This is a genomic window from Microbacterium sp. NPDC055683, from assembly GCF_053617895.1.
In genome coordinates this window covers 22,081-47,209 of record NZ_JBSHGQ010000022.1, presented here as the reverse complement: position 1 = coordinate 47,209, position 25,129 = coordinate 22,081, and the positions used below count along the sequence as shown (strand labels likewise).

Annotated in this window: 25 protein-coding genes; 14 read left to right on the top strand and 11 right to left on the bottom strand. The window is 70.7% G+C overall.

The genetic code is table 11. The features are described from left to right. Nucleotides 1-20 precede the first annotated feature (20 nt). The 4 genes from ACWGPF_RS10160 to ACWGPF_RS10145 form a co-directional block, all read right to left on the bottom strand. Entirely contained in the window at nucleotides 21-1,667 is a 1,647-nt protein-coding gene (locus ACWGPF_RS10160) for a dipeptide ABC transporter ATP-binding protein (RefSeq protein ID WP_452332714.1), read from the bottom strand. Beyond that, a complete protein-coding gene (locus ACWGPF_RS10155; protein WP_452332713.1) occupies nucleotides 1,664-2,617 on the bottom strand; it encodes an ABC transporter permease in 954 nt (317 codons plus the stop codon). The genes ACWGPF_RS10160 and ACWGPF_RS10155 overlap by 4 nt, the downstream gene beginning before the upstream one ends. A gap of 1 nt (nucleotide 2,618) precedes the next feature. Then, complete coding sequence (locus tag ACWGPF_RS10150; RefSeq protein WP_452332712.1) at nucleotides 2,619-3,707, bottom strand: ABC transporter permease; 1,089 nt, start codon at nucleotides 3,705-3,707, stop codon at nucleotides 2,619-2,621. A gap of 63 nt (nucleotides 3,708-3,770) precedes the next feature. Beyond that, entirely contained in the window at nucleotides 3,771-5,408 is a 1,638-nt protein-coding gene (locus ACWGPF_RS10145) for an ABC transporter substrate-binding protein (protein ID WP_452332711.1), read from the bottom strand. 168 nt (nucleotides 5,409-5,576) lie between these two features. Between ACWGPF_RS10145 and ACWGPF_RS10140 the strand changes: the two genes are divergently transcribed. Then, on the top strand, nucleotides 5,577-6,827 hold the full coding sequence (locus ACWGPF_RS10140) for a glycoside hydrolase family 3 N-terminal domain-containing protein (protein ID WP_452332710.1): 1,251 nt from the start codon (nucleotides 5,577-5,579) through the stop codon (nucleotides 6,825-6,827). Nucleotides 6,828-6,915: 88 nt separating this feature from the next. On the opposite strand, the gene ACWGPF_RS10135 is transcribed toward ACWGPF_RS10140, so the two are convergent. From ACWGPF_RS10135 to ACWGPF_RS10115, 5 genes are read right to left on the bottom strand one after another with little or no spacing between them, the layout of a single operon-like run. After that, a complete protein-coding gene (locus ACWGPF_RS10135; RefSeq protein WP_452332709.1) occupies nucleotides 6,916-7,803 on the bottom strand; it encodes a 3-methyladenine DNA glycosylase in 888 nt (295 codons plus the stop codon). 1 nt (nucleotide 7,804) lies between these two features. Beyond that, on the bottom strand, nucleotides 7,805-9,085 hold the full coding sequence (locus tag ACWGPF_RS10130) for a M18 family aminopeptidase (RefSeq protein ID WP_452332708.1): 1,281 nt from the start codon (nucleotides 9,083-9,085) through the stop codon (nucleotides 7,805-7,807). A gap of 29 nt (nucleotides 9,086-9,114) precedes the next feature. Beyond that, on the bottom strand, nucleotides 9,115-9,825 hold the full coding sequence (locus ACWGPF_RS10125; protein ID WP_452332707.1) for an SOS response-associated peptidase: 711 nt from the start codon (nucleotides 9,823-9,825) through the stop codon (nucleotides 9,115-9,117). 9 nt (nucleotides 9,826-9,834) lie between these two features. Beyond that, complete coding sequence (locus tag ACWGPF_RS10120) at nucleotides 9,835-10,866, bottom strand: App1 family protein (RefSeq protein WP_452332706.1); 1,032 nt, start codon at nucleotides 10,864-10,866, stop codon at nucleotides 9,835-9,837. Nucleotides 10,867-10,871: 5 nt separating this feature from the next. After that, nucleotides 10,872-11,564, bottom strand: coding sequence for a DedA family protein (locus tag ACWGPF_RS10115; protein WP_452332733.1), 693 nt, complete (start codon nucleotides 11,562-11,564; stop codon nucleotides 10,872-10,874). 107 nt (nucleotides 11,565-11,671) lie between these two features. On the opposite strand from ACWGPF_RS10115, the gene leuS reads away from it, so the two are divergent. The 4 genes from leuS to ACWGPF_RS10095 all read left to right on the top strand — a co-directional run bounded on the left by leuS (nucleotide 11,672) and on the right by ACWGPF_RS10095 (nucleotide 16,084). Beyond that, nucleotides 11,672-14,224, top strand: coding sequence for a leucine--tRNA ligase (gene leuS / locus ACWGPF_RS10110; RefSeq protein ID WP_452332705.1), 2,553 nt, complete (start codon nucleotides 11,672-11,674; stop codon nucleotides 14,222-14,224). Nucleotides 14,225-14,738: 514 nt separating this feature from the next. Further along, nucleotides 14,739-15,167 (top strand): hypothetical protein, encoded by a 429-nt coding sequence (locus ACWGPF_RS10105; protein ID WP_452332704.1) that lies wholly within the window; start codon nucleotides 14,739-14,741, stop codon nucleotides 15,165-15,167. Between the two features lie 260 nt (nucleotides 15,168-15,427). After that, nucleotides 15,428-15,640: a hypothetical protein gene (locus tag ACWGPF_RS10100; protein ID WP_452332703.1), complete on the top strand. Its 213-nt coding sequence runs from the start codon at nucleotides 15,428-15,430 to the stop codon at nucleotides 15,638-15,640. 9 nt (nucleotides 15,641-15,649) lie between these two features. Beyond that, nucleotides 15,650-16,084, top strand: coding sequence for a hypothetical protein (locus ACWGPF_RS10095; protein ID WP_452332702.1), 435 nt, complete (start codon nucleotides 15,650-15,652; stop codon nucleotides 16,082-16,084). Between the two features lie 302 nt (nucleotides 16,085-16,386). Here ACWGPF_RS10095 and ACWGPF_RS10090 read toward each other — a convergent pair whose 3' ends face one another. Both ACWGPF_RS10090 and ACWGPF_RS10085 read right to left on the bottom strand, forming a co-directional pair. Next, a complete protein-coding gene (locus tag ACWGPF_RS10090; RefSeq protein WP_452332701.1) occupies nucleotides 16,387-16,746 on the bottom strand; it encodes a hypothetical protein in 360 nt (119 codons plus the stop codon). A 292-nt stretch (nucleotides 16,747-17,038) separates the two neighbouring features. After that, the gene (locus ACWGPF_RS10085) at nucleotides 17,039-17,167 is read right to left on the bottom strand and encodes a hypothetical protein (protein WP_452332700.1); all 129 of its coding nucleotides are present in this window, start codon (nucleotides 17,165-17,167) and stop codon (nucleotides 17,039-17,041) included. Between the two features lie 89 nt (nucleotides 17,168-17,256). Here ACWGPF_RS10085 and ACWGPF_RS10080 point away from each other — a divergent pair, with 89 nt between their 5' ends. From ACWGPF_RS10080 to ACWGPF_RS10040, 9 genes are all read left to right on the top strand, one after another. Next, nucleotides 17,257-17,553, top strand: a complete 297-nt coding sequence (locus ACWGPF_RS10080) for a hypothetical protein (RefSeq protein ID WP_452332699.1) — start codon at nucleotides 17,257-17,259, stop codon at nucleotides 17,551-17,553. 367 nt (nucleotides 17,554-17,920) lie between these two features. Continuing rightward, a complete protein-coding gene (locus ACWGPF_RS10075) occupies nucleotides 17,921-18,439 on the top strand; it encodes a matrixin family metalloprotease (RefSeq protein WP_452332698.1) in 519 nt (172 codons plus the stop codon). A gap of 109 nt (nucleotides 18,440-18,548) precedes the next feature. Then, nucleotides 18,549-19,001: a hypothetical protein gene (locus tag ACWGPF_RS10070; RefSeq protein ID WP_452332697.1), complete on the top strand. Its 453-nt coding sequence runs from the start codon at nucleotides 18,549-18,551 to the stop codon at nucleotides 18,999-19,001. 170 nt (nucleotides 19,002-19,171) lie between these two features. Then, nucleotides 19,172-19,780, top strand: a complete 609-nt coding sequence (locus ACWGPF_RS10065) for a helix-hairpin-helix domain-containing protein (RefSeq protein WP_452332696.1) — start codon at nucleotides 19,172-19,174, stop codon at nucleotides 19,778-19,780. Between the two features lie 11 nt (nucleotides 19,781-19,791). After that, nucleotides 19,792-22,128 carry a ComEC/Rec2 family competence protein gene (locus tag ACWGPF_RS10060; RefSeq protein WP_452332695.1) on the top strand — a complete coding sequence of 779 codons (2,337 nt, stop codon included), beginning with the start codon at nucleotides 19,792-19,794 and terminating at the stop codon, nucleotides 22,126-22,128. A gap of 130 nt (nucleotides 22,129-22,258) precedes the next feature. Next, entirely contained in the window at nucleotides 22,259-22,942 is a 684-nt protein-coding gene (locus ACWGPF_RS10055) for a hypothetical protein (protein ID WP_452332694.1), read from the top strand. A 171-nt stretch (nucleotides 22,943-23,113) separates the two neighbouring features. Beyond that, nucleotides 23,114-23,608, top strand: a complete 495-nt coding sequence (locus ACWGPF_RS10050) for an RNA polymerase sigma factor (protein WP_452332693.1) — start codon at nucleotides 23,114-23,116, stop codon at nucleotides 23,606-23,608. Next, a complete protein-coding gene (locus tag ACWGPF_RS10045; RefSeq protein ID WP_452332692.1) occupies nucleotides 23,598-24,554 on the top strand; it encodes a hypothetical protein in 957 nt (318 codons plus the stop codon). The genes ACWGPF_RS10050 and ACWGPF_RS10045 overlap by 11 nt, the downstream gene beginning before the upstream one ends. 105 nt (nucleotides 24,555-24,659) lie before the next feature. After that, nucleotides 24,660-25,127: a peptidase inhibitor family I36 protein gene (locus ACWGPF_RS10040; protein WP_452332691.1), complete on the top strand. Its 468-nt coding sequence runs from the start codon at nucleotides 24,660-24,662 to the stop codon at nucleotides 25,125-25,127. Nucleotides 25,128-25,129 lie beyond the last annotated feature (2 nt).

Sequence of the window (25,129 nt, the reverse complement as noted above, 5' to 3'; positions counted from 1 at the left end):
CGGACCGGACGCGCCGGCCGTCAGCCGCGCGTCTCCCGCTCCCACTGCGCCCGGCGCTCCGCCTGCAGCACGGGGTCGGGAACCGGGAGCGACGCGATGAGGCGGCGCGTGTACGGATCCTGCGGATCGCCGAGCACCTGTGCCGTCGGCCCCTGCTCCGCGATGCGGCCCTTGTGGAGCACGACGACACGGTGAGCAAGGAGATCGACGACCGCGAGGTCGTGCGTGATGAACAGCGCGGCGAAGCCGAACCGTTCCTGCAGCTCCGTGAAGAGCTGCAGGACCCGGGCCTGCACCGAGACGTCGAGGGCGCTCGTCGGCTCGTCCGCGATCACGAGCTTCGGCTCGAGCACGAGGGCGCGGGCGAGGCTCGCCCTCTGCCGCTGGCCGCCCGACAGCTCATGCGGGAACCGCCGTGCGAACTCGCGAGGAAGGTGCACGGCCTCGAGCAGATCGCCGACGCGCTCGTCGGCCTCGGCGGCGGGGACGCCATGCACGAGCAGCGGCTCCGCGACGCACGCGCCGATCGTGAGGAGCGGGTTGAAGCTCGAGGCCGGATCCTGGAAGACGAACCCGATGTCGCGCCGACGCGGCCGGAAGTCCCGCTCGCGGATGCCGTTCAGCTCCGCCCCGAGCACGCGGAGCGACCCGCCCGTGACGGGCGCGAGCCCGGCCATCGCGCGCCCGATCGTCGTCTTGCCCGACCCCGACTCGCCGACGAGGCCCACGACCTCGCCCGGCCGGATGTCGAAGGAGACGCCGTCGACGGCCCGGAACCCGCCGCGTGAGAAGCGGCCGGCGTACTCGATCTCGAGGCCCTCCGCGCGCACGACGGGCGCAGCGTCCGGGTCGCCCGGATACCGCCGGTCGGCGAGGTCGAGCCGCGGGACGGCCGCGAGCAGGCTCCGGGTGTACGGGTGCTCCGGCGCGGCGAACAGCTCGGTCGCCGGCGCCGTCTCCACGATGTCGCCGCGGTACATGACGGCGACGCGGTCGGCGAGATCGGCGACCACGCCCATGTTGTGCGTGATGAGCACGATCGCCGTGCCGAACTCATCCCTCGCGCGGCGCAGCAGGTCGAGGATCTCCGCCTGCACCGTCACGTCGAGCGCCGTGGTCGGCTCGTCCGCGACGAGCACGCGTGCCCCCAGGACGAGCGCCTGCGCGATGACGATGCGCTGCTTCTGGCCGCCCGAGAACTGGTGCGGATAGTCGTCGACACGACGCTCGGGATCGGGGATGCCGACCTTGCGCAGGATGTCGACGGCGCGCCGCCTCGCCTCCCTGGCCGGCACGCGGTCGTGCGCGCGGATGCCCTCGGCGATCTGCCATCCGACCGTGAAGACGGGGTTGAGCGCCGTCATCGGCTCCTGGAAGATCATGGCCGCCTCGGGACCGCGGAGGGCGCGCAGCCGCTCTGCCGAGGCCGTGAGGACATCCGTCCCCGACAGGATCACGGCGCCGTCGACGCGCGCCGTCTCGGGGAGGAGCCCGAGCACGGCGCGCGCGGTGACGGTCTTGCCGCTGCCCGACTCGCCCACCACGGCGAGCACCTCGCCGGCGCGGACGTCGAGGTCGACCGCGTGGACGGCGTGCACGTCGCCGCCATCGGTGGCGAACGTGACGTCGAGGCCGCGGATGTCCACGGCGATGTCGTGCGCGGTCATGCCGCCGCCTCCTGCGCTCTGGTGGGCCTTCTGCGGGGTGCGCGCCGCGTGCGCAGGCGCGGATCGGCGAGGTCGTTGAGGCTCTCGCCGACAAGGGTGATCCCGAGGACGACGAGCACGATGGCGACGCCGGGGAAGATCGACGTCCACCAGATGCCGCTCGTGACGTCCTCGATCGACCGGTTGAGGTCGTAGCCCCACTCCGCAGCGGCGGTCGGCTGGATGCCGAAGCCGAGGAAGCCGAGGCCCGCGAGCGTGAGGATCGCCTCCGACGCGTTGAGCGTGAAGATGAGCGGAAGGGTGCGGGTCGCGTTGCGGAGCACGTGGCGGATCATGATGCGCCACGTCGATGCGCCGACCACCTTGGCCGACTCCACGAACGCCTCCGACTTGATCCGCACGGTCTCCGCGCGGACGACGCGGAAGTACTGCGGGATGAAGACCACCGTGATGGAGATCGCGGCCGCCATGACGCCGCCCACGAGGCTCGACTGCCCGCCCGAGATGACGATCGCCGCGACGATCGCGAGGAGGAGCGAGGGGAACGCGTAGATCGCATCGCAGACGACGACGAGGACGCGGTCGAGCCACCCGCCGAGGTAGCCCGACACGACGCCGAGGAGCACGCCGACGACGATCGACATCGCGACGGACACGACGATCGCGACGAGGGCCGTCTGGCTGCCCCAGATGACGCGCGAGAGCACGTCGAACCCTCCGGCCGTCGTGCCGAGCAGGTGCTCGGGGCTCGGTGCCCTGCGTGCGCCGAAGGTGCCGTCGTCGTCCGCGAGCTGGGCGAACCCGTACGGCGCGAGGACGGGCGCGAGGACGGCGGCGAGGAGGAAGACCGCGCAGATGACGAGGCCGACGGTGAGCATGCCGCGCTGCAGGCCGACGGCCTGCCGGTACGAGCGGACGATCGGGAGCCGGGAGAGCAGGGAGCCCGCCATGTCAGTACCTCACCCTCGGGTCGATGAACGCGGCGATGATGTCGACGACGAAGTTCGACACCGCCACGATGACGGCGAGCAGGGCGACGATGCCCTGCACCGCGACGAAGTCGCGGGCCTTGAGGAACTCGGACAGCTGGAACCCGAGGCCGGTCCACTCGAAGGTCGTCTCGGTGAGGACCGCGCCGCCGAGCAGCATCGCGATCTGCAGCCCGATGACGGTGATGATCGGGATGAGCGCGGGGCGGTAGGCGTGCGTCGCGACGAGGCGCGTCTCCCGGATGCCGCGCGAGCGCGCCGCGTCGATGTAGGGCATCGACAGCGTGCCGATGACGTTCGTGCGGACGAGACGCAGGAAGACGCCGGCCGTGAGCAGCCCGAGAGCGAGGCCGGGGAGCACGGCGTGCGAGAGCACATCCGCGATGTAGGCGGGGTTGCCCGTGCGGATGGCGTCGATCGTGTAGATGCCGGTCGCCCCGTCGATCCGGTTCAGCGCGATCTCGACGCGCGGCGACGCGCGGCCCGAGGTGGGGAGCACGCCGAGCCACACCGAGAAGACGAGCTTGAGCACGATGCCGGCGAAGAAGACGGGCGTCGCGTAGCAGAGGATGGCGAAGACGCGCAGCACGGCGTCGCCCCAGCGGTCGCGCACGGCCGCGGCGATCATCCCGAGCGGGATGCCGACGGCGAAGGCGACGAGGAGCGCGTAGACCGCGAGCTCGAGCGTGGCTCCTCCGTAGCGGAGGAGGACGTCGACGACGCGCTGGTTGTCGAGGGTCGTGCCGAAGTCGCCGACGGCGATGCGGCCGAGGTACTCGAGGTACTGCACGGCGAGCGGCCGGTCGTAGCCCGCGGCCTCGATGCGCTCTGCGAGCTGCGTGGGCGTGAGCTGGCCGCCGAGCGCCGCCGTGATCGGATCGCCCGTCGCGCGCATGAGCACGAAGACGGTCGTCACGAGGATGAGCACGGTCGGGAAGATGAGCAGGAAGCGGATGAGCACGTAGCGCCAGAGCGTGCTGCCGCCGCGAGCGCGTCGCGCGAGCGACGCGCTCGGCGTCGGCGGGTCGACGAGGGCGGTTTCTGCGGTCACAGGAGGGTCTCCATCACGGTGGAGGGGCGGCCCGGAGATCGTCCGGGCCGCCCCTCCGCGCGGTCAGCGCGTCAGGGGTGCGAAGCGCAGCTTGAACGAGGCGTCGAGGACGACGCCCTGGATGTCGGAGGCGCTGACAAGGGTCTGCGCACCCTGGAGATACGGGACGGTCGAGAGGTCCTCGGCGACGAGCGCCTGGATCTGCTCGATGAGGGCGGTGCGCTCGGCGGCGTCGGGAGTGACGGCCTGCTGGAGGATGAGGTCGTTGACCTCCGGGTTCTCGTAGTGGTTCACGAGGAAGTTCTCCGTGAGGAAGAACGGCGTGAGGTAGTTGTCGGCGTCGGAGTAGTCGGGGAACCATCCGAGCTGGTACGCCGGGTACACGTCGGCGACGCGATCCTCGGAGTACTGCGTCCACTCCGTGGAGTTGAGGGTCACGTCGAAGAGGCCGTCGGCTTCCAGCTGCTGCTCGATGAGCGCGTACTCGTCGCCCGAGTTGGGTCCGTAGTGGTCGGGGCTGTACTGGAGGCTGAGCGCGACGGGCGTCTCGACGCCGGCGGCCTCGAGGAGCTCGGCGGCCGCGGCCGCATCGGGGGCGCCCGCCCCGTCGCCGTACAGGTCCTTGAGGACCTCCGTGGCGCCGGCGAAGCCCTCGGGGACGTAGGAGTACAGCGGTGTGTAGGTGCCGTTGTACACCTGCTCGCTCAGCTCGTCGCGGTCGATGAGCGATGCGACCGCCTGCCGCACCGCGAGCGCCTTCGCCTCGTCCGGCTCCTCGGTCGCCGCTCCGTACGGCTGCGTGTCGAAGTTGAACACGATGTAGCGGATCTCGCCGCCCGGGCCCTCGTGCACCGTCAGCGCGTCGTCGCCCGAGAGGTCGGACACGTCGGCGGGGGAGAGGCTGCGGTAGGCCACGTCGACGTCGCCCTGCTGCACGGCGAGCTTGAGGTTCGACGACTCGGCGTAGTAGTTCAGGATGATCCCGTCGTTGGCGGGAGCCTCGACGAGGCCCTGATACGCGTCGTTCGGCGTGAACTCGATGATCTCGTTGAACTGGTACTCCGTGATGGCGTACGGACCGGCGAATGCGTTCGCCGCGACGATGTCGTCGTCGGGTGTCAGCGCGTCCGCCGCGAACGACTCCTCGTCGACGATCGCGCCCGGGAAACTCGTCAGGATGAACGGGAACACCTGGTCGTTCTCGGTCGCGAGGTGGAAGACGACGGTCAGGTCGTCGGGCGCCTCGACCGATTCGAGGTTGTAGAGCAGCGAGGACGCGCCGTTGGGGTCGGCGATCGCGACCTGGCGGTCGAAGGAGAACTTCACGTCGCTCGAGGTGAGCTCGTTGCCGTTGGCGAAGGTGAGGCCCTCGGGCAGGGTGACGGTGTACTCGGTCGGGGAGGTGAACTCCGCGGACTCGGCGAGGTCGGGGACGACCTCCGTGCTGTTCGGCGCCGTGTTCACGAGGTACGGGAACACCTGCGTCTGCACGGCGAGGGATCCGTTGTCGTAGGAGCCGGCCGGGTCGAGCGTCGTGACCTTGTCGGTCGTGCCGACGAGGATGAAGGCGTCGTCTCCGCCGCCTCCTCCGCTCGAGCCGCCGTCTCCCGCCGCGCAGCCGGAGAGCGCGAGAGTGAACGCGGCGGGTGCTGCGAGCGCGATCCAGGCGCGGCGTCGTGCGCCGCTGTGGACAGTCGTCATGGTGCTTCCTCTTTCTCGATGTGCGAGAGAACGGGTGCGCCGAGCAGTCGTCGGCGCTGACCCGAGAATCCTCGCACAGGGATCTCACAGCCCCGGCACCCGGAACGCGACGCGGCGCGCTCTTCACAAGACGGAAACATCACCGGGCGCCCGCCTAGCATGGGGAGCATGGGGAGCACACGGCGGAAGAGGGGCGGACGCCTGATCCTGAGGGGTGCGGCCGTCGCCGTCGTGGGAGCGTCGGCGCTGCTCGCGTCGCCCGCCGTCGCCGCGACCGACGCGCCGACCCCCACCCCGACGCCGACCGCCGCCGCGACGACCGGCCCCGGCGCGACCGCTCCCGCCGAGCCGACGGTGCGCGTGCAGGCGGCGGAACCCGACGCCTACGCGGAGCGCGCGGTGGCGATCGTCGCGGCGATGACACCCGCGCAGCGCGCCGGCACGGTCGTCATGGGCCACGTCGCGTCGCGAGATGCCGAGACGGTGCGCGCCTACCTCGCGGATGCGTCGCTCGGGGGATTCCTCCTCATGGGCGCGAACGTCGGATGGGAGGAGCAGGTGCGCGAGCTGACAGACGCCATGGTCGTCGATCCCGCGCTGCCTCCCCTCATCGCGGTCGACCAGGAGGGCGGGTCGGTGTCGCGGCTCTACTGGGACCGCGGCGACGCCGCGTCGGCGCTGCGCGACGAGTCGCCCGGCGCCACGGAGGAGGCGTTCGCCGTGCGCGGGGCGCTCGTCGCACGCGCCGGGATCGGCGTGAACTTCGGCGTCGTCGCCGACGTCACGAGCGACACCCGCTCGTTCATCTGGCGCCGCGTGCTGGGCGAGACGCCGAGCGACGCGACCTCGCGCGTCGCCGCGGCCGTGACGGCGGAGGAGCCGTACGTGCTGTCGGCGCTCAAGCACTTCCCCGGGCACGGCGCCGTCGTCGAGGACTCGCATTACACGATCCCGCAGACCGCGCTGACGCTCACGCAGTGGGAGTCGCGCGACGCCCGCCCGTTCGCGGCCGGCGTGTCGGCGGGTGCTCCCCTCGTCATGACGGGCCATCTCGCGTACACGGCCGTCGACCCGCTGCCCGCGTCGCTGTCGCCGCAGTGGTACCGCATCCTCCGCGAGGACCTCGGATTCCAGGGTGTCGCGGTGACGGACGACCTCGGCATGCTCGTGCAGAGCCGCGACCCGGCCTACCAGGACCCGGTCGCGAACGCCGTGGCGGCGATCTCCGCCGGCGCCGACCTCGTGCTGACGGTGGCGAGCTCGTCGTCGACGACCGCGCCCGACATGGCGGCGGGCATCGCCGCGGCCGTCGACGCCGGCCGCCTCGACGAGGCCCGCCTCGCCGAGGCGGCGGAGCGCGTCGTTGCGCTGCGCCTGCAGCTGGCCGGCGACGGCCGCTCGTTCCTTCCCGCGGAGTGAGCCCCGGCCATCCGAGGCCGCCTTCTCCACCGAAACCGGCCCTCGTCGCCGAGACCAGCGCTCCCGACGTGGGTGTCGGCGCCGGAGGCTAGTCTCGGCGGGATGGGGCCGTCTCGCCCTGCCACGCGGTGAGGATGGCGCGGCGCAGGGCGTCGCCGCGCTCGGCGAACACCCGCTGGCGGCGCACGTACTCGGCCTTGCCCTCCGGCGTCTCGATCGCGACGGGGTCGAAGCCGTGGCCGCGCAGGTCGTACGGCGACGCCTGCATGTCGAGCAGTCGGATGTCGCGGGCCAGCTCGAACGCGTCCAGCAGCAGGTCGCCGGGGACGAGCGGGCCGAGCTTGATCGCCCACTTGTAGACGTCCATGCCCGCGTGCAGGCAGCCGGGCTGCTCGTCCGCGACCTGCTCCTCGCGCGACAGCGCCCGGCGGTTTCGCGGCACGGCGTCGGGTGTGAAGAACCGGAAGGCGTCGAAGTGGGTGCAGCGCAGCTCGTGCGCGTCGACCACGGCGTCGGTGCCCTCCTGGCTGAGTCGCAGCGGCTGCGGGTGGCGGTGCGCGCCCTGGCGGTACACCATCGCCCATTCGTGCAGGCCGAAGCAGCCGAACTGCGCGGGGCGCGTCGCCGTGCGCCGCAGGATGGCGTCGACGAGCCCATGCAGCTGCGGGCGCGCGGCCTCGAGACCCTCCTTGTCGACCACGGCCGATCCGGGCGCCTCGCCGGCACGGTAGCCGCGCCATCCCGCCCGTTCGCCGGCGTCGGCGAGCGCGACGCCGGCACCGGGGTGCCAGCGCCGCAGCACGGACGGCTTGTACGAGTAGTACGTGAAGAGGAAGTCCCAGACCGGGTGCTTCTCTCCCCGCGCGGTCCTGGCGCGGTGCTCGGCCGTGAGGGCGTGCGCGCGCTCGATGTGGCGCGCTTCGCGCTCGCGCCAGACGGTCGGCGCGAGCGCGACCGGAGCGGACACCTCGGCCACGTCAGCGGGCGAGCACGGCGCCCATGGCGCGCGAGAGGTACCAGGGGTCGACGACCGCCGCGAGCTCGCGTGCGGAGTGCATCGAGAGGATGGGCGCGCCGACGTCGACCGTGCGGATGCCGAGCCGGGTCGCGGCGATCGGCCCGATGGTCGAGCCGCACGGGATGGCGTTGTTCGAGACGAACTCCTGCGTCGGCACTCCGGCCGCCGCGCACGCCGCGTTCCACGCCGCTGCGCCGTGCGCGTCCGTCGCATACCGCTGGTTCGCGTTGATCTTGAGGATGGGCCCGCCGCCCGCGACCGGGCGGTTGGCGGGATCGTGCCGCTCCGGGTAGTTCGGGTGCACGGCGTGGCCCACATCGCTCGAGACGTGCAGCGATCCCGCGAAGGCGCGTGCACGCTCCTCGGGCCCGGCTCCGAGCGCCGTCGCGATGCGCACGAGCACCTCCTCGTGGAAGGGACCAGCCGCACCCGAGCGCGAGGCGCTGCCGATCTCCTCGTGATCGAAGGCCGCGAACATCGCGATCGCGCCCGTCGGCCGCGCCGACAGGATGGCGGCGAGCGCGGCGTGCGTGGAGAGCAGGTTGTCGAGTCGGCCCGACGCGAACAGCGTGCCGCCCGCGCCGAACACGCGCGGCGCCTGGGTGTCGGCCACGACGAGGTCGTACCCTCCGATCGACTCCGGCGCGATCCCCGCCGCCGCCGCGAGCTCGGCGAGGATGTCGGCCTCATCCAGGTCGCCGAGGCCCCACACGGGTTGCGTGTGGCGCTGCTTGTCGAGCGCGAGCTCGTCGTTGACGGAGCGGTCGAGGTGCACGGCGAGCTGCGGGATCCGCAGCAGAGGACCCGTCCGGACGAGGTGCTCTGCGCCGTCGAGCGCGACGAGACGGCCGGCGAGCTCCAGCTCGCGGTCGAGCCAGGAGTTGAGGAGCGGGCCGCCGTACACCTCGACGCCGAGCTGGCGCCATCCACCGGGTCCCGCCGTCGTCGGCTTCGGCTTGAGCTTGAAGCCGGGGGAGTCGGTGTGCGCTCCCACGATCGCGAACGGGGTGAGGGGGCCGGCGCCCTCGGGCAGCGCGAACGCGATGACCGACCCGTCGCGCACGACGACGTAGCGGCCGCCGCCGTCGATCGTCCACGCATCCGACTCGGCGAGGCGCGCGAACCCCGCCGCCGCGAGCCGGCGGGCCGCCTCCTCCGCGGCGTGGTACGACGACGGCGACGCGGAGACGAAGGCTGCGAGATCGTCGATGTGGGCGCGGGCGGCGGAGGGGACGGTCATCCCTCCAGCCTAACGACGCGCCCTCGACGTCAGCCGACCGGCTCGATGAGCTCCGGTCCGTCGTTGCGCACGTTGCCGACCGCGGGCGACACACGGTGATGGACGAGGCGCTCGGCGACGCGCGGGGCGTCATCGAGCGCGGCGTCGAGGATGTCGAGGGGGTAGTCCACGTCGGTGTCGAGCCATGCGTCAGCGTGGTCCTCGTCGAGGAAGACGGGCATCCGGTCGTGCACCGAGCCGAGCGCGCCGACCGCCCCGCGAGTGAGGATCGTGAAGCTGAGCATCCAGCGCGCGGGGTCGTCCTGGGCCTTCGACGGGTCCTTCCACCACTCGTACAGACCGGCGAGGAAGAGCGCGTCGCCGTCCTCCGGATGGATGAAGAGGGGCACCTTGCCGTCGGGGCCGACGTGCCACTCGTAGTAGCCGGTCACGGGCACGACCGCGCGACGCTTCTGGAGCGCGGGCGCGAACATCCGCTTCTCCTCGAGCTCCTCAGCGCGGGCGTTGAACGCGCGCGACCCGATCGACGGGTCCTTCGCCCACGACGGGACGAGCCCCCAGCGCGCGGGCTCGAGGCGGCGGGTGGGCGGGTCGGTCTTCGCGGAGTCGAGCACGATCGCCGCGCGGTCCGTCGGCGCCACGTTGAACGACGGAGCCGGGAGGTCGTCGGAGACGAGGTCGACCCTCAGCTGGCCGACGAGCTCGGAACCGACCTGGGCCACCACGAAACGTCCGCACACGCTGGCAGGCTACGCCTTCAGCAGCCCGACGGCCTCGAGCCGCTCGGCGAGCCCCGCGCCGTCGTCGCCCGTCACCCACGGCACGCCGGCGGCGCTGTGGTCGTCGACGGCGGTGCGCCCGCCCGCCAGCACGGCCTCGGCGGGCGACAGCCGGCGGATGGCCACGGCTGCGACCGACGAGGGGAACTCGCGCGTGAACGACGTGTAGATCTCGTCGTCGTGCTGGCCGTCGTCGCCGACGAGCAGCCACTCGATGTGCGGGAACTCCTCCGCGAGTCGACGCAGGTTGTCGCGTTTGTGGTCGCTCCCGCTGCGGAACCAGCGGTCGTGCGTCGGCCCCCAGTCGGTGAGCAGCATGGCGCCGGCGGGGAACAGGTGGCGGGAGAGGAAGCGCGTGAGCGTCGGCGCGACGTTCCAGGCGCCCGTGGACAGGTAGAGCATGGGCGCACCGGGGTTCTCGCGGACGAGACGCTCGAGCAGCACCGCCATGCCCGGCACGGGCTGACGGGCGTGCGTGTGCACGACGAACGAGTTCCAGGCGGCGAGCAGCGGACGGGGGAGGGCGGTGACCATCACGGTGTCGTCCACGTCGGAGACGACACCGAAGCGCACATCGGGGTCGACGACGAAGACGCGCCCCTCTGACGGGTCGCCGCCTTCGACCGACATCCGGTACGTCTGCCATCCCGGGGCGAGCCCCGCGGGGATGACGGCGTCGACGACGCCGCCGCGATCCGCCGCGACCTCGTGGGTGGCGTCGCCCACCGTGATCGTCACGGAGGCGTAGGCGACGGGGATCCCCGCGAACGAGCGCCATCCGCGCACGCTCGCGACGCGGCCGTCGCGCCCGCCCTTCGCGGCCGGCACGATGAGCACGCGCCCCAGCACGCGGATCCACCCGTCGCCGCCGTAGCCCGCGAACGGCACGGCCGTCGGCGTGCGCCCCTTGCGGCGTGCGACGCGCTCGCGCCAGGCGTGGAAGCGGCGCTCGAGGCGAGCGACCCAGTGGATCTTTCCCGGGGCGGGCGTCGTGGAGGGCATCGCGCTCAGTCTTCCACGCGCGGGCCCGCGGCTCCATCCGCATCCCCGGGTCCGTCGGCGTGAGCGCGCAGATGCCGGTGCTCGAGGCGCGAGAGCAGCTTCTTGCCGGCGAAGACGAGGACCAGGAACAGCGCGATCACGCCGACGAAGACGTACCCGGCGTAATGGGCCTGGTCGGCGAGCTGGCGGAAGCCGACGGCGGCGCCCGCAGCGATCGAGACGTAGAGCCCCGACCAGAGCACACAGGCAGGCAGGGTCCACGCGAGGAAGCGGCGGTAGGAGTAGCCGCTCATGCCGACCGTGAGGGGGACGAGGGAGTGCAGCACGGGAAGGAAGCGCGACAGGAAGATCGCGATGCCGCCGCGACGGCGGAGGTAGCGCTCCGACCGCTCCCAGTTGTGCTCGCCGATGCGGCGGCCCAGCCACGAGTGCCGGATGCGGGGCCCGAGCCAGCGCCCCAGGCCGAAGCCGATGCTCTCGCCGACGAGAGCTCCCGCGACGACGGCCGCGCCGAGCGCGACCCCCTCCCACAGCGACCCGACGCCCGTCGCCGCGACGAGGACGATCGTGTCGCCCGGCACGATGAGGCCGACCAGCACGCTCGTCTCGAGCATGATCGCCGCCGCGGCGAGCAGGGCGCGCAGCACGGGGTCGACCGACGAGACGACATCCAGGATCCAGAGGAGGACGTCGTTGATCACGTGCCGAGCTTACGGGTCGACCACGCGCGCTAACCTGGAGTCTCCCGATTTTCCGCCGCCCGGCGCCCCGTGCGGCGAGTTCGATTGATTGGCTTCATCCCACCGTGTCGCAGACCACCGTAGAGACCGCAGAGAACGACGTCCACGCCGTGCAGGCGAAGTGGCAGGCGTACTGGAACGAGCACGGCACCTTCCTCGCGGGCGGCGAAGGCGACTCGCGCCCGCGCAAGTACGTCCTCGCGATGTTCCCGTACCCGTCGGGCGACCTCCACATGGGTCACGCGGAGAACTACCTCTACAGCGACATCGTGGCGCGTTTCTGGCGCCACCGCGGCTACAACGTTCTGCACCCGATCGGGTGGGACTCGTTCGGCCTGCCCGCCGAGAACGCCGCCATCAAGCGCGGCGCCGACCCGCGGGAGTGGACGTACGCCAACATCGCCCAGCAGCGGGAGAGCCTGAAGGCCTACGGCGTGTCGTTCGACTGGAGCCGCGTGCTGCACACGAGCGACGATGACTACTACCGGTGGAACCAGTGGCTGTTCCAGCAGCTGTTCGAGCGCGGGCTGGCGTACCGCAAGGAGAGCCCCGTCAACTGGTGCCCGAACGACCAGACCGTGCTCGCCAACGAGCAGGTCGTCGACGGGCACTGCGAGCGGTGCGGCGCCGAGGTCGTGAAGAAGAAGCTCACGCAGTGGTACTTCAAGATCACCGACTACGCCGACCGGCTGCTCGACGACCTCAACCAGCTCGAGGGCTTCTGGCCGCACAAGGTGCTGCAGATGCAGCGCAACTGGATCGGGCGCTCAGTGGGCGCCGACATCGACTTCGAGATCGAGGGCCGCGCAGAGAAGGTGACCGTCTTCTCGACGCGCCCCGACACGCTGCACGGCGCCACCTTCATGGTCGTCGCCCCCGACAGCGATCTCGCCGCGGAGCTCGCCTCCGGCTCGTCGCCCGAGGTGCGGATGGCGTTCCAGGACTACCTGGAGCAGGTGCAGAAGCAGACCGACATCGAGCGCCAGAGCGCCGACCGCCCGAAGACGGGCGTCTTCCTCGACCGGTTCGCGATCAACCCCGTCAACGGCGAGCGGCTGCCGATCTGGGCGGCCGACTACGTGCTGGCCGACTACGGTCACGGCGCGGTGATGGCCGTGCCGGCGCACGATCAGCGCGATCTCGACTTCGCCATCCGGTTCGACCTGCCCGTGCGCGTCGTCGTCGACACGACGGCACCCGTGACGGGCGCGATCCCGGTCATCGAGGTGGACGACGATGGCGTGCCCATCGACCCGATGCCGCTCGACGACCCGAAGCAGACGGGCGTGGCGCTCTCCGGCGATGGCCGAATGATCAACTCCGGCGCGCTCGACGGGCTCTCCAAGCGCAACGCGATCGCGCGCACGATCGAGCGCCTCGAGGCGGCGGGCACCGGCCGCGCCGCGAAGCAGTACCGGCTGCGCGACTGGCTCATCTCGCGCCAGCGGTTCTGGGGCACGCCCATCCCCATGGTCCACACCGAGGACGGCCGGGTCGTGCCGGTTCCCGCCGACCAGCTGCCCGTGCGTCTGCCGTCGGCCGAGGGCCTCGATCTGAAGCCGAAGGGCAAGTCGCCGCTCGGTGCGGCGACCGGATGGGTCGAGACGACCGATCCGGAGACGGGCGAGGCGGCGCTGCGCGACCCCGACACGATGGACACGTTCGTCGACAGCTCCTGGTACTTCCTGCGGTTCCTGTCGCCGGGCAACCAGGATGTCGCGTTCGCCGAGAAGGACGCGCTGCGGTGGGCGCCCGTCGACGCGTACATCGGCGGCGTCGAGCACGCCATCCTGCACCTGCTCTATGCGCGCTTCATCACGAAGGTGCTGTTCGACCTCGGCAAGGTCGACTTCACGGAGCCGTTCTCGAGCCTCATCAACCAGGGGATGGTCATCCTCGACGGCGCGAAGATGTCGAAGTCGAAGGGCAACCTCGTGCTGTTCAGCGACGAGCTCGCCGCGCACGGCGCCGACGCGCTGCGCGTCGCGCTCGCGTTCGCGGGCCCCGTGGAGGACGACAAGGACTGGAAGGACGTCTCCACGACGGGTGCGCAGAAGTTCCTCGCACGCGCGCTGCGTGCCGCGCACGAGGTGACGAGCCCTGTCGACGTCGTGTGGGCTGAGGGCGACCAGGCGCTGCGCCGTGTCACGCACCGCCTGCTCGCTGAGGCGCCCACGCTCGTGGAGCACACGAAGTTCAACGTCGTGGTCGCGCGCCTCATGGAGCTCGTCAACGCCATCCGCAAGACGATCGACCAGGGCCCCGGGGCCGGTGACCCCGCCGTGCGCGAGGCGGTCGAGGCGACCGCCATGGTGCTCGACCTGTTCGCCCCGCACACGGCCGAGGAGATGTGGGAGACGCTGGGCTACGAGCCGTCGGTCGGCCTCGTCACCTGGCGCTCGGCCGACCCGACGCTGCTCGTCGACGAGCAGGTGACGGCGGTCGTGCAGATCGACGGCAAGGTGCGTGCGACCCTGCAGGTGCCGGCCAAGATCGACGGCCCCTCCCTCGAGGCGCTCGCGCGCGGCGACGAGCGGGTCGTGCGCGCGCTTGGCGGCAAGGAGATCACGCGCGCGATCGTGCGTGCGCCGAAGGTCGTGAGCTTCTCGACGAAGTAGACGTGGCGGGGCTCAGGGAAGCCGGAACAGAAGGGCGCCCGGGCGCGCGGCCGCCGGCTCAGCGCCGCAACCTGCCACGCCGGCGTCGCCCGCGACTGGGCGGCGGTCCGGGGGCTTCAGGTCCTCGCGCGCGGCGTATCCCGCACGCTACCCTCGCGGCGTATCGCGCGACGCACGCGCCACCGCTGTTCGCGACACGGAGGACGATCCGGCGGCCTGGCATGATCGGAGCATGACGCGCGCTCGGGGGACGCAGATCCCCGCCCTGGCCTGGACCCACGCGCGTGCTTTCGGGGGAGCGATCGCAGATCGCTGGTGCGGCCATGCCGCGCGCACGCGCAGCGAGGCCGTGTCGGCGGGCCGCCGAGCCGGAAGACGCTGGGTTGCCATCGGAGTGCTCCCGTTGTCGTGGCTCTCCGTGACGTCCGCGTGGATGCGCCGGGGGCTGTCCGCCACGAGGGACAGCCGGGCGATGGTCGTCGTCCGACGGCGGTCGGTCGCTCGCGATGCGGCGATGCTGCTGATCCTGGCTGTGGGCTTCATCGCGCTCTTCCTGCTCCTGCAGTACGGATGTCTGCTCCTCGCTTCGGCCGGCTTCTCGATCGCGGGGGTGCTGTCCCGGGTCGTCGCGTCCGCGTACTTCGCTGTGATCGTCTGGATCGCAGTCGCGATGTTCCTCACGCTCGGTGGCGGCGGCGCGTCGAAGAGCCTGTCGGCGGTGGGGGAGGAGACTCCTCCCGGAGAGCACTGGGTCGTGGAATCCCTCGCCGCCCGCACGGCCGCCGACGGGGCCGCAGCGTTCCGGCTCGCGGTGCGAACGCTCCGTGGCCTGCCGTCCGGCCGGGTGCTCGTCGCGGTCGCGCGCACCCCCGAGCTGCAGGCGGGCTACGTTCGGCTGGGATTCACCCCGGGCGACAAACTCCGCGTCCACAGGGTCCTGTGACGATGACGACGAGTCACACCGAGACCGGCGTGACGTCCCTTGTGTCCGCTTGATTGGTGGACGGTCGGACCTTTCAAGCGGCGACAATGCAGTGCTGACCTGAGCGATATCGCGGCGCTACCATCAGCGACAGGAACTCCGTGCCCGCGAGAGGAGTCGACAATCATGGAGGACAACCCCTACTCCGAGGGCGAACTCGCCTGGGCACGCGCCCATTCATGATGTGTGTCGGCACCAACCTGCGGGTACCCTTTGTCGAGATGAACGATGACGAATTACGACCCAGCTGGTGGCGAGCGATCTCTCGCCCCGGGCTCGATCTGTCTCTCACCGTCGCCCTCGTGATCTGGCTCGTCGTTCTGATGATGTGGGCCGTGAACGTCCCCGCGTGGTCGGGAGCGCTGACGGCGATCGCACTGCTGGGCGCGTTCATCTACTCCGCCTGGATGCGCAGACGACACGGTACCGGTTAGGCCCTCGGTGTGGCGCAGTTCACGAAACGTCCAGTCATTGCTGGTTCTCTCATCGGGCTGGCGGTCATGCTGTCTGCGTGCGGCGGTGGCGACGGCGTTGAGGTGCCGGCGGGGTACGAGGATCTCGAGCAGTGTTCGCTTCGAAGCATCAGCGTCGACGACATGCCGGCAGCCGGAGCGCTCGGCTGCGATCTCGTCGGATCGACGATCGCCCTGCCCGGCGGCGCAACGCGCAGCGTGGGTGGTGTCGGGAGCGTGGACAGCTTCTCCAGCTCGTCGACCGAGTCGTACACGTACACGATCGTCAACTGGGGCATTCCCGGCGTCGGCGTCTACTCTGCTGACGGTGATCGGCTCGCCGGGATCTGGGGGACGAGCGATGACGCCGAGTCCCTACAGCGTCAGCAAGCGGAGGTCGACGGGTTCGATTCGCTCCCGGAGTAGGAGAGGGATGCGCGGAGGCGCACACGGTTCCGCCCCTGTGACGCGCATGGGTGCGTGAATCCATGGGCCGCGACGCTGGCGAGCTTCACCCTAGAACCCGAATTACGCGGCGTTCCTGAAGAGCTTCCATCCTCCGGTCGCACTCCTCGCGCAGAGGGACATCGTCGACCCCGTCCTTTCGCGACTGTTCTCTGAGACGGCAGGCCGCGCGTAGGAGCTTCACGCAGACATGCGGTGTTTCCCGTTCGATGAGAGCAGAGGGCGTCACGATTCGTGACGCCCTCTGCTCCGCAGCGATGACTTCAGAGGTAGTCGGTCGACACCTCCACGGAGCCCATGTCGACTTCCACGGTCCCGTCCAGTGATCGGCGGAACTCGAGATCGTAGTAGCCGAAGCGAACCGTCGGGTCCTCTCCGACAGTCTCGTGGGGCACCGTCTCCCAGTCCCAGTTGCTGATGGGTGTGCCGACGCAGTTCGGCGGGAGCGACTCGGCCGCACCGTCTTCACAGAGGACGACCTCGTGCGCGCTGTCCGGGCTGGGACCCAGCACGTAGGCGGTGATGCTCGCCCACGAACCACCGTCGGTCGGGTCCGGCCCGCCGTTCGGATCGGTGGTCGCGCACCCCGCCAACGCGATGGCGCTCACCAGGAGGCCTGCCATCGTGGGTCGCCTCATCGTCGATCTCCCGTCCATCACCAAGCCGTCCAGGGACCGGCAGCCGACGTGTCCCTCTACGAGATATGTGTCTTGACGTGGCGATATCTGACAACTGGAGGGGAAACGCGATCCCGGGCGTGTCGCGGCTGTCGGAGGCGGGACGTGCGGACTCCTTCCGCCCAAGCGAGCAGGAGATTTCACCATCGCGTGTCGGGATCGTGGTCGACTGCCTGAATGGGAGGAGCGGCGTCACGGCGAGTGACAACGCCCTGCTCTACGGCGATCGCTTCGGATGTCAGTCCGTGGACACCTGCAGCGATCCCACGACGACGTGGACGCTCCCGTCAATCGATCGTCGGTACTCGAGGTCGTAGCCGACGCCCGCCGACGTGTCTTCTCCGTCTATCTCGTACGGCACCGTCACCCAGATCCGTTGCCGAAAGGCGTCCCGATGCAGCTCGTCGGGAGCCATTCCGGTGGACGTGGCCCCGCTCATCCTGTACAAAAGGTGCGATGGGCACCCACGTCTCCAAGTCAGCGAGCTTCTCCGGCTACGTCATCGACTCGGGCACGCCTGGACGCCGTGCAGAGTTCTGTGGATCCGTGATCGCCGCCTCCGCACCGCCGCAGGGCATCGGGCCCTCCCTGAACGGGTGGGACTGGGACGCCCTGGAACACGACGAAGACCGTTGGACACCGCCCGACATGGGCACCGAGGTTATCGTGCGATCGGGACCGTACGCGTTTCAGGGTCAGACGGAGCCTGACGGCAGTATCACCGTCGATCCGCGCACTGTCCTCCGCGTCTGACGCGTCGATCTCAGCGAGCGGCATGGTGCGACACGGTCCGTGAGCGGCGCGCCCTGCCTCAGCGTGCGTGCACGGAGGGAGGGCCTGCGCCCGTTCGTGATCGACGTCGACGCCATCTGACAAGCTGTCCCGGCAAACCGCCAGACCACTCAGGTTCGAGACATGGGACGGACCATCGTGTGAGCGATTGCACCAGAAGACAGACTGATGGACGTGCAACCTGGTCTACCGTTATGCTCCAGATCAGGTGGCCATTTTGCCATCGATCTGAGATGCGCGAAGCGCGAATACGCGGGGCAACATGGTAAAGAGCTCACGCGGTTCCGATTCCAACACCAGGAGAGTACGTCGGCTGAGACTGCTGGGTGTGGCAGCCATCCTCGGGGTGCTGGTCAGCCCGCTCGCGGCGACACCGGCGAGCGCCTACGTTCTCAACGGGTGTAAATGGAACTCGACCACGATCAACATCAACCCGTCTGGCGTCCCCTCGACGAGCACGTACATGACAGGTTTCGAACTCGCGGTCGCGGATTATCACAACAACACACAGCTCAACGTCTACAAGAGCAGCAGTTCCACGAATACGTACACGGCGGCCGCAGCGAACTACGGCCAAACGGGATGGGCGGGTCGAAACGAATGGAATTGCCCGTTCAGCTTGGGCCTCATCACTGCATCGTACGCTCGACTCAACAGCTACTACCTTTCCGGATCACCCTCGACGCGACTCAAGGTTTTCTGGGAACATGAGCTTGGACATGGCTTCGGACTCGCTCACACAACCGTTGCCGACCGTGTGATGCACACATTTGTCGAAAAAACGTGGAATCTCGGTGTGCGCGGCCTCACCACCGACGATATCAACGGAATTAACTACCTCTACTAAGGGAGAAACCGAAATGCGATTCACGCGAAAGCATGCGCTCATCGCGCTTCTCTCGATCGGAGCAGTGTCGTTGACGGGATGCACCACCACGGATGCACACTTCTCACGCGTGCAGCTGTACGAGTCGGTCCAAGCGCTCGCGGACGACAGCGTCGTCGTCGCGGTCGTGCACGTTATCTCGCAGGAGAGCGCGAACGACATCGAGGAGGACAAGACCGCCGAGTTCACACTCTCCACCGTGGTGATCGACAAGGTCGTGAAGTCCGACGGCCCCACCGTGGGGTCTGAGATCATCGTGCGACAAGACGGAGGAACCCAACAGGCATCTCCCACCGAGCTTGTGAAAGTCGGTGACACCTACCTTCTCTACCTCACGGCCTCCGGACTGGAAGGCGATCTCGCATCGCAGTACTACGTCACCGGAGCGAACGCGGGCATCTACGCGGCATCTCAGGACACTGCCGGCCGCGGAACCTCACAGGTCTTCGAGCAGGTCGTCGCGGAGACAGGCGAGGACCTCCCCGCACAGATCACACTCGAGGAAGCATCCACGCAAAGCTGATCCACGGATTCCGGCATGCATGGGAGTGGCCCGGCGGCCGCTCGATGCAACCGCCGCGCTCTACTCGCCGGCTCCGACCATCCGTGCACAGCCCTCGCCCGCGCGGCGTGCCGTTCCCCAGTCGGCCGGAGGCACCGTGCGGGCGCACTCCGCCGTCCTAGCGTGGCGGCGTGACGGATGGTCCGCGGCTGCGCTCTCCCCGTGCGCGCCTCGGCGCGGGCGGGGTGATCGTGCTCGCGCTCGGGGCACTCGCCGTCGTGATCGGGATCGGCGTATGGCGGGGCGCCGCGTCTCCCGTCGAGCCGGTATCGATCGCGACGTCGGCCGCGCCGACCGCGTCGATCGCGGCCGGGCAGCTGTACGTCCACGTGCAGGGCGCCGTGCGCGAGCCCGGCCTGTACGTGCTCGACGCGGGAGCCCGCGTCGTCGACGCCGTGTCGGCGGCAGGCGGGTTCGCCGATGACGCCGACGAATCGGGTGTCAACCTGGCCCGCCCCGTCGCCGACGGTGAGCAGCTCGCGGTCCCGGCGGAAGGGGAGGCACCGGCATCAGGCGTCCCCGATGCTCCCGGTGATCCCGCCGCACCCGGCCTGGTGAACCTCAATTCGGCAGACGCCGCGGCGCTCGAGGAGCTTCCGCGGATCGGGCCCGCGATCGCCGGACGTATCATCGCGTGGCGCGAAGAGAACGGCCCGTTCGCGGCCGTCGAGGATCTGCTGGCGGTCTCGGGCATCGGAGACGCGATGCTCGAATCGCTCCGCCCTCTCGTGACGGTGTGAGGGGCGCGATCGTGGGCGTCGACGGTGCCGTCGCGAGCCGTCGCGACCTGCGGATGGTGCCGGTCGCGGCTGCCGCGTGGGGGGCAGGGTTCATCGGCGTGCTCGCACCCGACCTGGCGGGATGGCTCGCAGCGGCAGGCGGGCTCGTCTGCGCGGCAAGCGTCGTCCGGATGGCAGCGCGGGGGCCGACGGTCGCCCTCTCTCTCATCGGGGTCGGTGCCGCCTTCTCCGCGGCGGTGGTGGCTCAGGTGTGGCTCGCCGAGCCGTCGCGCAGCGAGGTCCGCGCGTGGATGTCGGACGGCGACGTCTTCACGACGGCCACGATCGACGTCGAGACGAAGGTGCGCAGGGTCGGCGAGAACCTCTGGTTCGACGGCGCCGCGACGACGATGCGCGTGGGGCGCGCCACCGCCGACGCCGCGCTTCCTGTGACCGTCGCGGTGCCTGTCGACGCCCTGGCGGCGGGCGCCGCGCTCGACCTCGGGGCGGTCGTCGAGATCCGCGGCACAGCCCGCGCCACAGACGCGGGCGACCGCGCCGTGCTCGTCGTGTTCGCCGATGCGGTCCGCGTGGTGGCGGAGCCGTCCGGTGTGCTCGCCGTTGCCGCAGCGCTGCGCGACGGCTTCGCGGGAGACGTCGTGGCAGGGCTCCCGGAGCCGGGAGCGGGCCTCCTCCCCGGGCTCGCGGTCGGCGACACGCGTGCGATCTCGCCCGAGCTCGACGCCGACATGAAGGCGTCGTCCCTCACGCACCTCACCGCCGTCTCCGGGGCGAACTGCGCGATCGTGGTCGGCCTCGCCTTCGGGCTGGCCGCACTGCTGCGGCTGCCTCGCCTGCTCCGGTTCGTGCTCGCGGGCGCCGTGCTGGCCGGCTTCGTCATGCTGGTGACGCCGGAGCCGAGCGTCGTGCGGGCGGCGAGCATGGCGGGCATCGCGATGCTCTCGCTCCTCGCCGGCCGGGCGGGCGCAGGGGTTCCTGCGCTCGCCGCGGCGGTCGTCATCCTGCTCGTGGTCGATCCGTGGCTCGCGACGTCCTACGGGTTCGTGCTGTCGGCGGCCGCCACCGCCGCGCTCCTCCTGCTCGCCGGACCGCTCGCGCGCGGACTGGAGCGCGTGATGCCGCGTCTGCTGGCCCTGGCGATCGCCGTGCCGCTGTCGGCACAGCTCGCGTGCGGGCCGATCATCCTGCTCTTGGCACCCGCCGTGCCGCTGTACGGAGTCGTCGCCAACCTCGTCGCCGCTCCCGCCGCCCCGGCCGCGACCATCGTCGGCTTGCTCGCATGCGTCCTCCAGACGCTGCCCGTGGTGGCTCAGGGCCTCGCGGTCGTCGCCTGGGTGCCGGCCGCCTGGATCGCGCAGACGGCGCACGTCTTCGCGGCGCTGCCGGGCGCCGCCGTGCCGTGGTGGGGAGGTCTCGGGGGGTTCGTCGCGCTCGCGATCGTCGACGCCGCGACGGTCGTCGTCATCCTGCGCCCCGAGCACGTGCGGCCCGCGCAGGTGCGCGTCGCGGTGAGGCGCGCGGCCACCGCAGTCCTCGCGATCGCCGTCGGTGCGGGTGCGGGAGCCGGAGCGCTCGGGGGTGTGGCGGGCCCGCTCACGACACCCGCCGGATGGTCCGTCGCGCTGTGCGACGTGGGGCAGGGCGACGCGATCGTTCTCCGCTCGTCGGATGCCGTCGCGCTCGTCGACACCGGGCCGGAGTCGGCGCCCCTGCGCGCGTGCCTCACGCGACTGGGCGTCGACCGCGTCGACCTGCTCGTCCTCACGCACTTCGATCTCGACCACGTCGGCGGCGTCGAGGCGGTCGCGGGGCGGACGGGCACGCTCCTGCATGGCCCTGTGGGCGACGACGGAGCGGAGTGGATCGCCCAGGTGCACGCGCAAGAGCTCATCGAGGCATCGGCGGGCATGACGGGGCGCCTCGCGGACGCGCAATGGCGCGTGCTCTGGCCCCGGCTGGCGAGCCGTGCCTTCCCCGAAGGCAACGACGCCAGCGTCGTCATCGAGATCGCGGGCGGCGGCATCCCGCGCACCCTCCTCCTGGGCGATCTCGGTGCATCGGCGCAGTCCGCTCTCGTGGCGACCGGCGCCGTCGCCGGCGAATACGACGTGGTCAAGGTCGCGCACCACGGAAGCGCGGATCAGGATGGCGAGCTGTACCGCCTGGCGGCACCCAATCTCGCTCTCGTGGGAGTCGGCGCCGACAACGACTACGGGCACCCGACCGGCGTGCTCCTCGCGGAGCTCGCCGCCGTCGGCGCAGCGGTGGCTCGCACCGACCTCGACGGTCTCGTGCTCGCCGGCGAGGATGCGCGCGGTCTGTGGGTGTGGCGCGAGCAGGGAGGATGACGCGATGGGCGCAATCAAATGGCAATGTTGGACAGTCCCTGTATATTTGGTCACGACCACCTGAGAACCCTCTGCTCGCGCGGACGCAGCGACCGGTCGGGCCTCGCCACCATCACGCTACGGGGGAACCATGGCACAGATCACCTTCGCGCCGGGAGAGCGCGAGATCGACCGGACGGAGCTCAGCCCGTCCGTCCTGCTGTTCTGGATCAAGACGACGCTCGCCGTCAGCAGCACGCGCCTCGTGTGGGACCAGGCCAACACCCTGTTCGGCCTCATCCCGCTCGGACACAACGAGGAGACGACGCCGCTCGCCAACACCGCGAGCGTGTCGGTGAACACGCGATTCCACGTCGGCCGCGTCGTGTGGGGCATCGTGTGGCTCATCGTCTCGCTCATGCTCTTCGGCAACGCCTGGGTGCTCGGCCTCATCTTCCTCCTGCTCGCCGGCGCGAACATCGCCAACGCGATGAGCGCGACCTTCGTCGTGACGAACAACGGCGGCGGGCGCCAGGTCGTGCAGGTGTCGATCCTCGAGAAGGCCAAGCTCGAGTCGTTCGCGAACAAGATCAAGCAGCACCTGTTCGCCGATCAGGCCGCCCTCCGACACGACCAGCAGATGAACGTGCAGCAGGCGCAGCTCTACGTTCAGCAGGCCCAGCTCAACGCGCATCTCGCGCAGAACCAGCAGCCGCCGCAGGGTCAGGGCCAGCCGCAGTACGGCCAGCCGCCTGCGCCGCCCCAGCCGCCCGTGCCCCCGCAGCCGCCCGTGCAGGGCAGGCCGCCGGCGCCCCCGGCGCCGCCCCAGGCCTGAGCACTTCCGCAGCGACCCCGCCGACGACCCGTCGGCGGGGTCGCTGCCGCGTGGGGGAGGGCGCGAGGCGGGTCTCCGTGCGAAGCTGGGATCCGGACGACATCGAATGTCAGGAATCGGCGTCTCGCGACACATACAGGGTGAAGAGGCGCGCCGGAGGGTGAGAGAGCCATGGGGCGACGCGAGGTCTTCAGCGTCCTCTTCGACCAGTTCTACGGCCCAGTCGTCCGATATGTGGAGCGTCGCGTGCACAACACCGCCATCGCAGAGGAGCTCGCCGCCGAGACCTTCGAGATCGCATGGCGTCGACTCGCCCCCGACTCGCCCCCGGGCCTGCCTTGGCTCTACCGCACGGCCGCGAACCAGATCCTCAACCACCGCAGGCGCCTCGACACCACCCGGAACGTCGAGGTCGCCCTCGCCTCGGGCGGCGAGCGGGACGACCGGCTGGACGACGAGCGGATGGACGTGGTCAGGGCCATCCGGTCACTGCCCGATCGCGAGCGGGAGGCGATCGCGCTGACGTACTGGGAGGGACTGGCGCCCCACGAGGTCGCCGAGGTGCTCGGATGCCGCGTGGACGCGGTCTGGAAGGCTCTCAGCAGGGGACGCGCGCGACTTCGCCGCCTGCTCTCCGACGGCGAGGTGGCCGCCCGTGCACGCTGACGACGACCTCGCCGACCTCATCCGGGCGGCGGACCCGGCCCGCACGCCCGCCGACGCGGGTCTCCGCGCGCACGACGTCCGCGATCGCATCGTGGCGCGAGAGGGCGGGGCGGGGCGCCGCCGGACCCGGGGTCTCCTCCTCGTCGCCGCCGCGGCGGCCGGAGTCCTCGCCATCTCGCTCACGACCCCCTGGCTGGGCGGCGGCGAGGGAGCCCACGCGCTGACGCCCCCGCCGCTCGACTACGCGCCCGTCTCGGATTCCGCTGTCGACGTCGTGGCGGAGGCCAGAGCCGAGCTGGAGGACGCGGACGTCGTCGTGTCCGAACCCGTTCGAGCCGTGGATGCGCTCGGCTGGTACCTCGACATCTCCTACGGCGAAGACGACGTCGTCGTCACCGCGCGCGCCCCCGAGCGGACGAGCCTCGTGTGGGAGCCCGACCTCTCTGGCCGGTCGACCGTGACCGCTGCCCGATCCACCTGGGACGACGACGCGGTCGACGCCCCGGAGCCGGGCACGGTGCTGTCGGACCTCGTGTTCGCCCCGGGCGAGTTCACCACTCCCGTCGTCGATCCGCCCGCGGCGGACACCGGCTCCCTCCTCGCCGCGCTGTCGGGCTACGGTCTGCCGGAGACGTACACCGCGGCCGATCTCATGACGGCCGTCGAAGGGCTGCTGCAGCAGTGGACGCTGTCGGACGAGCAGGAGGCCGTGCTGCTCGACCTGCTGGCCGATGCCGGCGACGTCGTCGTGGAGGGCGAGGCGCCCGACCGGGAGGGCCGACCCGTCGTCGGGTTGTCGGCCGCGACCGCGACGCACGAGGTCACCTGGCTCGTGTCGCGGGAGACCGGGCGCATCGTCGGAGCCGAGTCGGCCCTTCTCGACGATCTCGACACGATCCCCGCGGGATCGATCATCAGCTATACGCTGTGGGGCATCGAGTCCTGACACGCCCGGGAATCCGGATGTCAGGAATCGGCTTCTCGCGACACAACCTCTATGAAGGGCGTCGTGCACCCGAGCACAACGCGCCCCCTGGACCCTGGACAGCACATGAGACGTCTTCTCGCGACCCTCGCCATCCTCTTCGTGGCGGTCGCCGCACCCCTTCCCGCCTCCGCGGCCCCCGACGACGACCTCGACCCGGCCATCCGATACGCCCTCGCGCAAGTGGAGGGCGGTGTCGTGGTCGCCGGCGACCGCGTCGTCTGGCCGGCCATCGGGATGGAGCTGCGTCTCGCGTCGACGGGGGCGAGGGTGGACGCGCTCGCGTCCGTCGGCCGCTGCCCGTCCGGCCGGGTCTGCGCGTTCGAGAGCACGGCCGGAGCGGGGACGATGCTCTCGTGGACCGGGTGCAGCAACTACAGCACGGCGGCGCTCGTGAGCACGGGATCGATCGCGAACGCCCGCACGAGCGGCACCCTGCACGCGCGCAACGGCGCGACGATCGTCGCGACCGCAGGGCCCGGCGCGCTCGTCAACGTGTACGCAGCGAGCGACAACGTGCGTTGCGTCCCATGAGC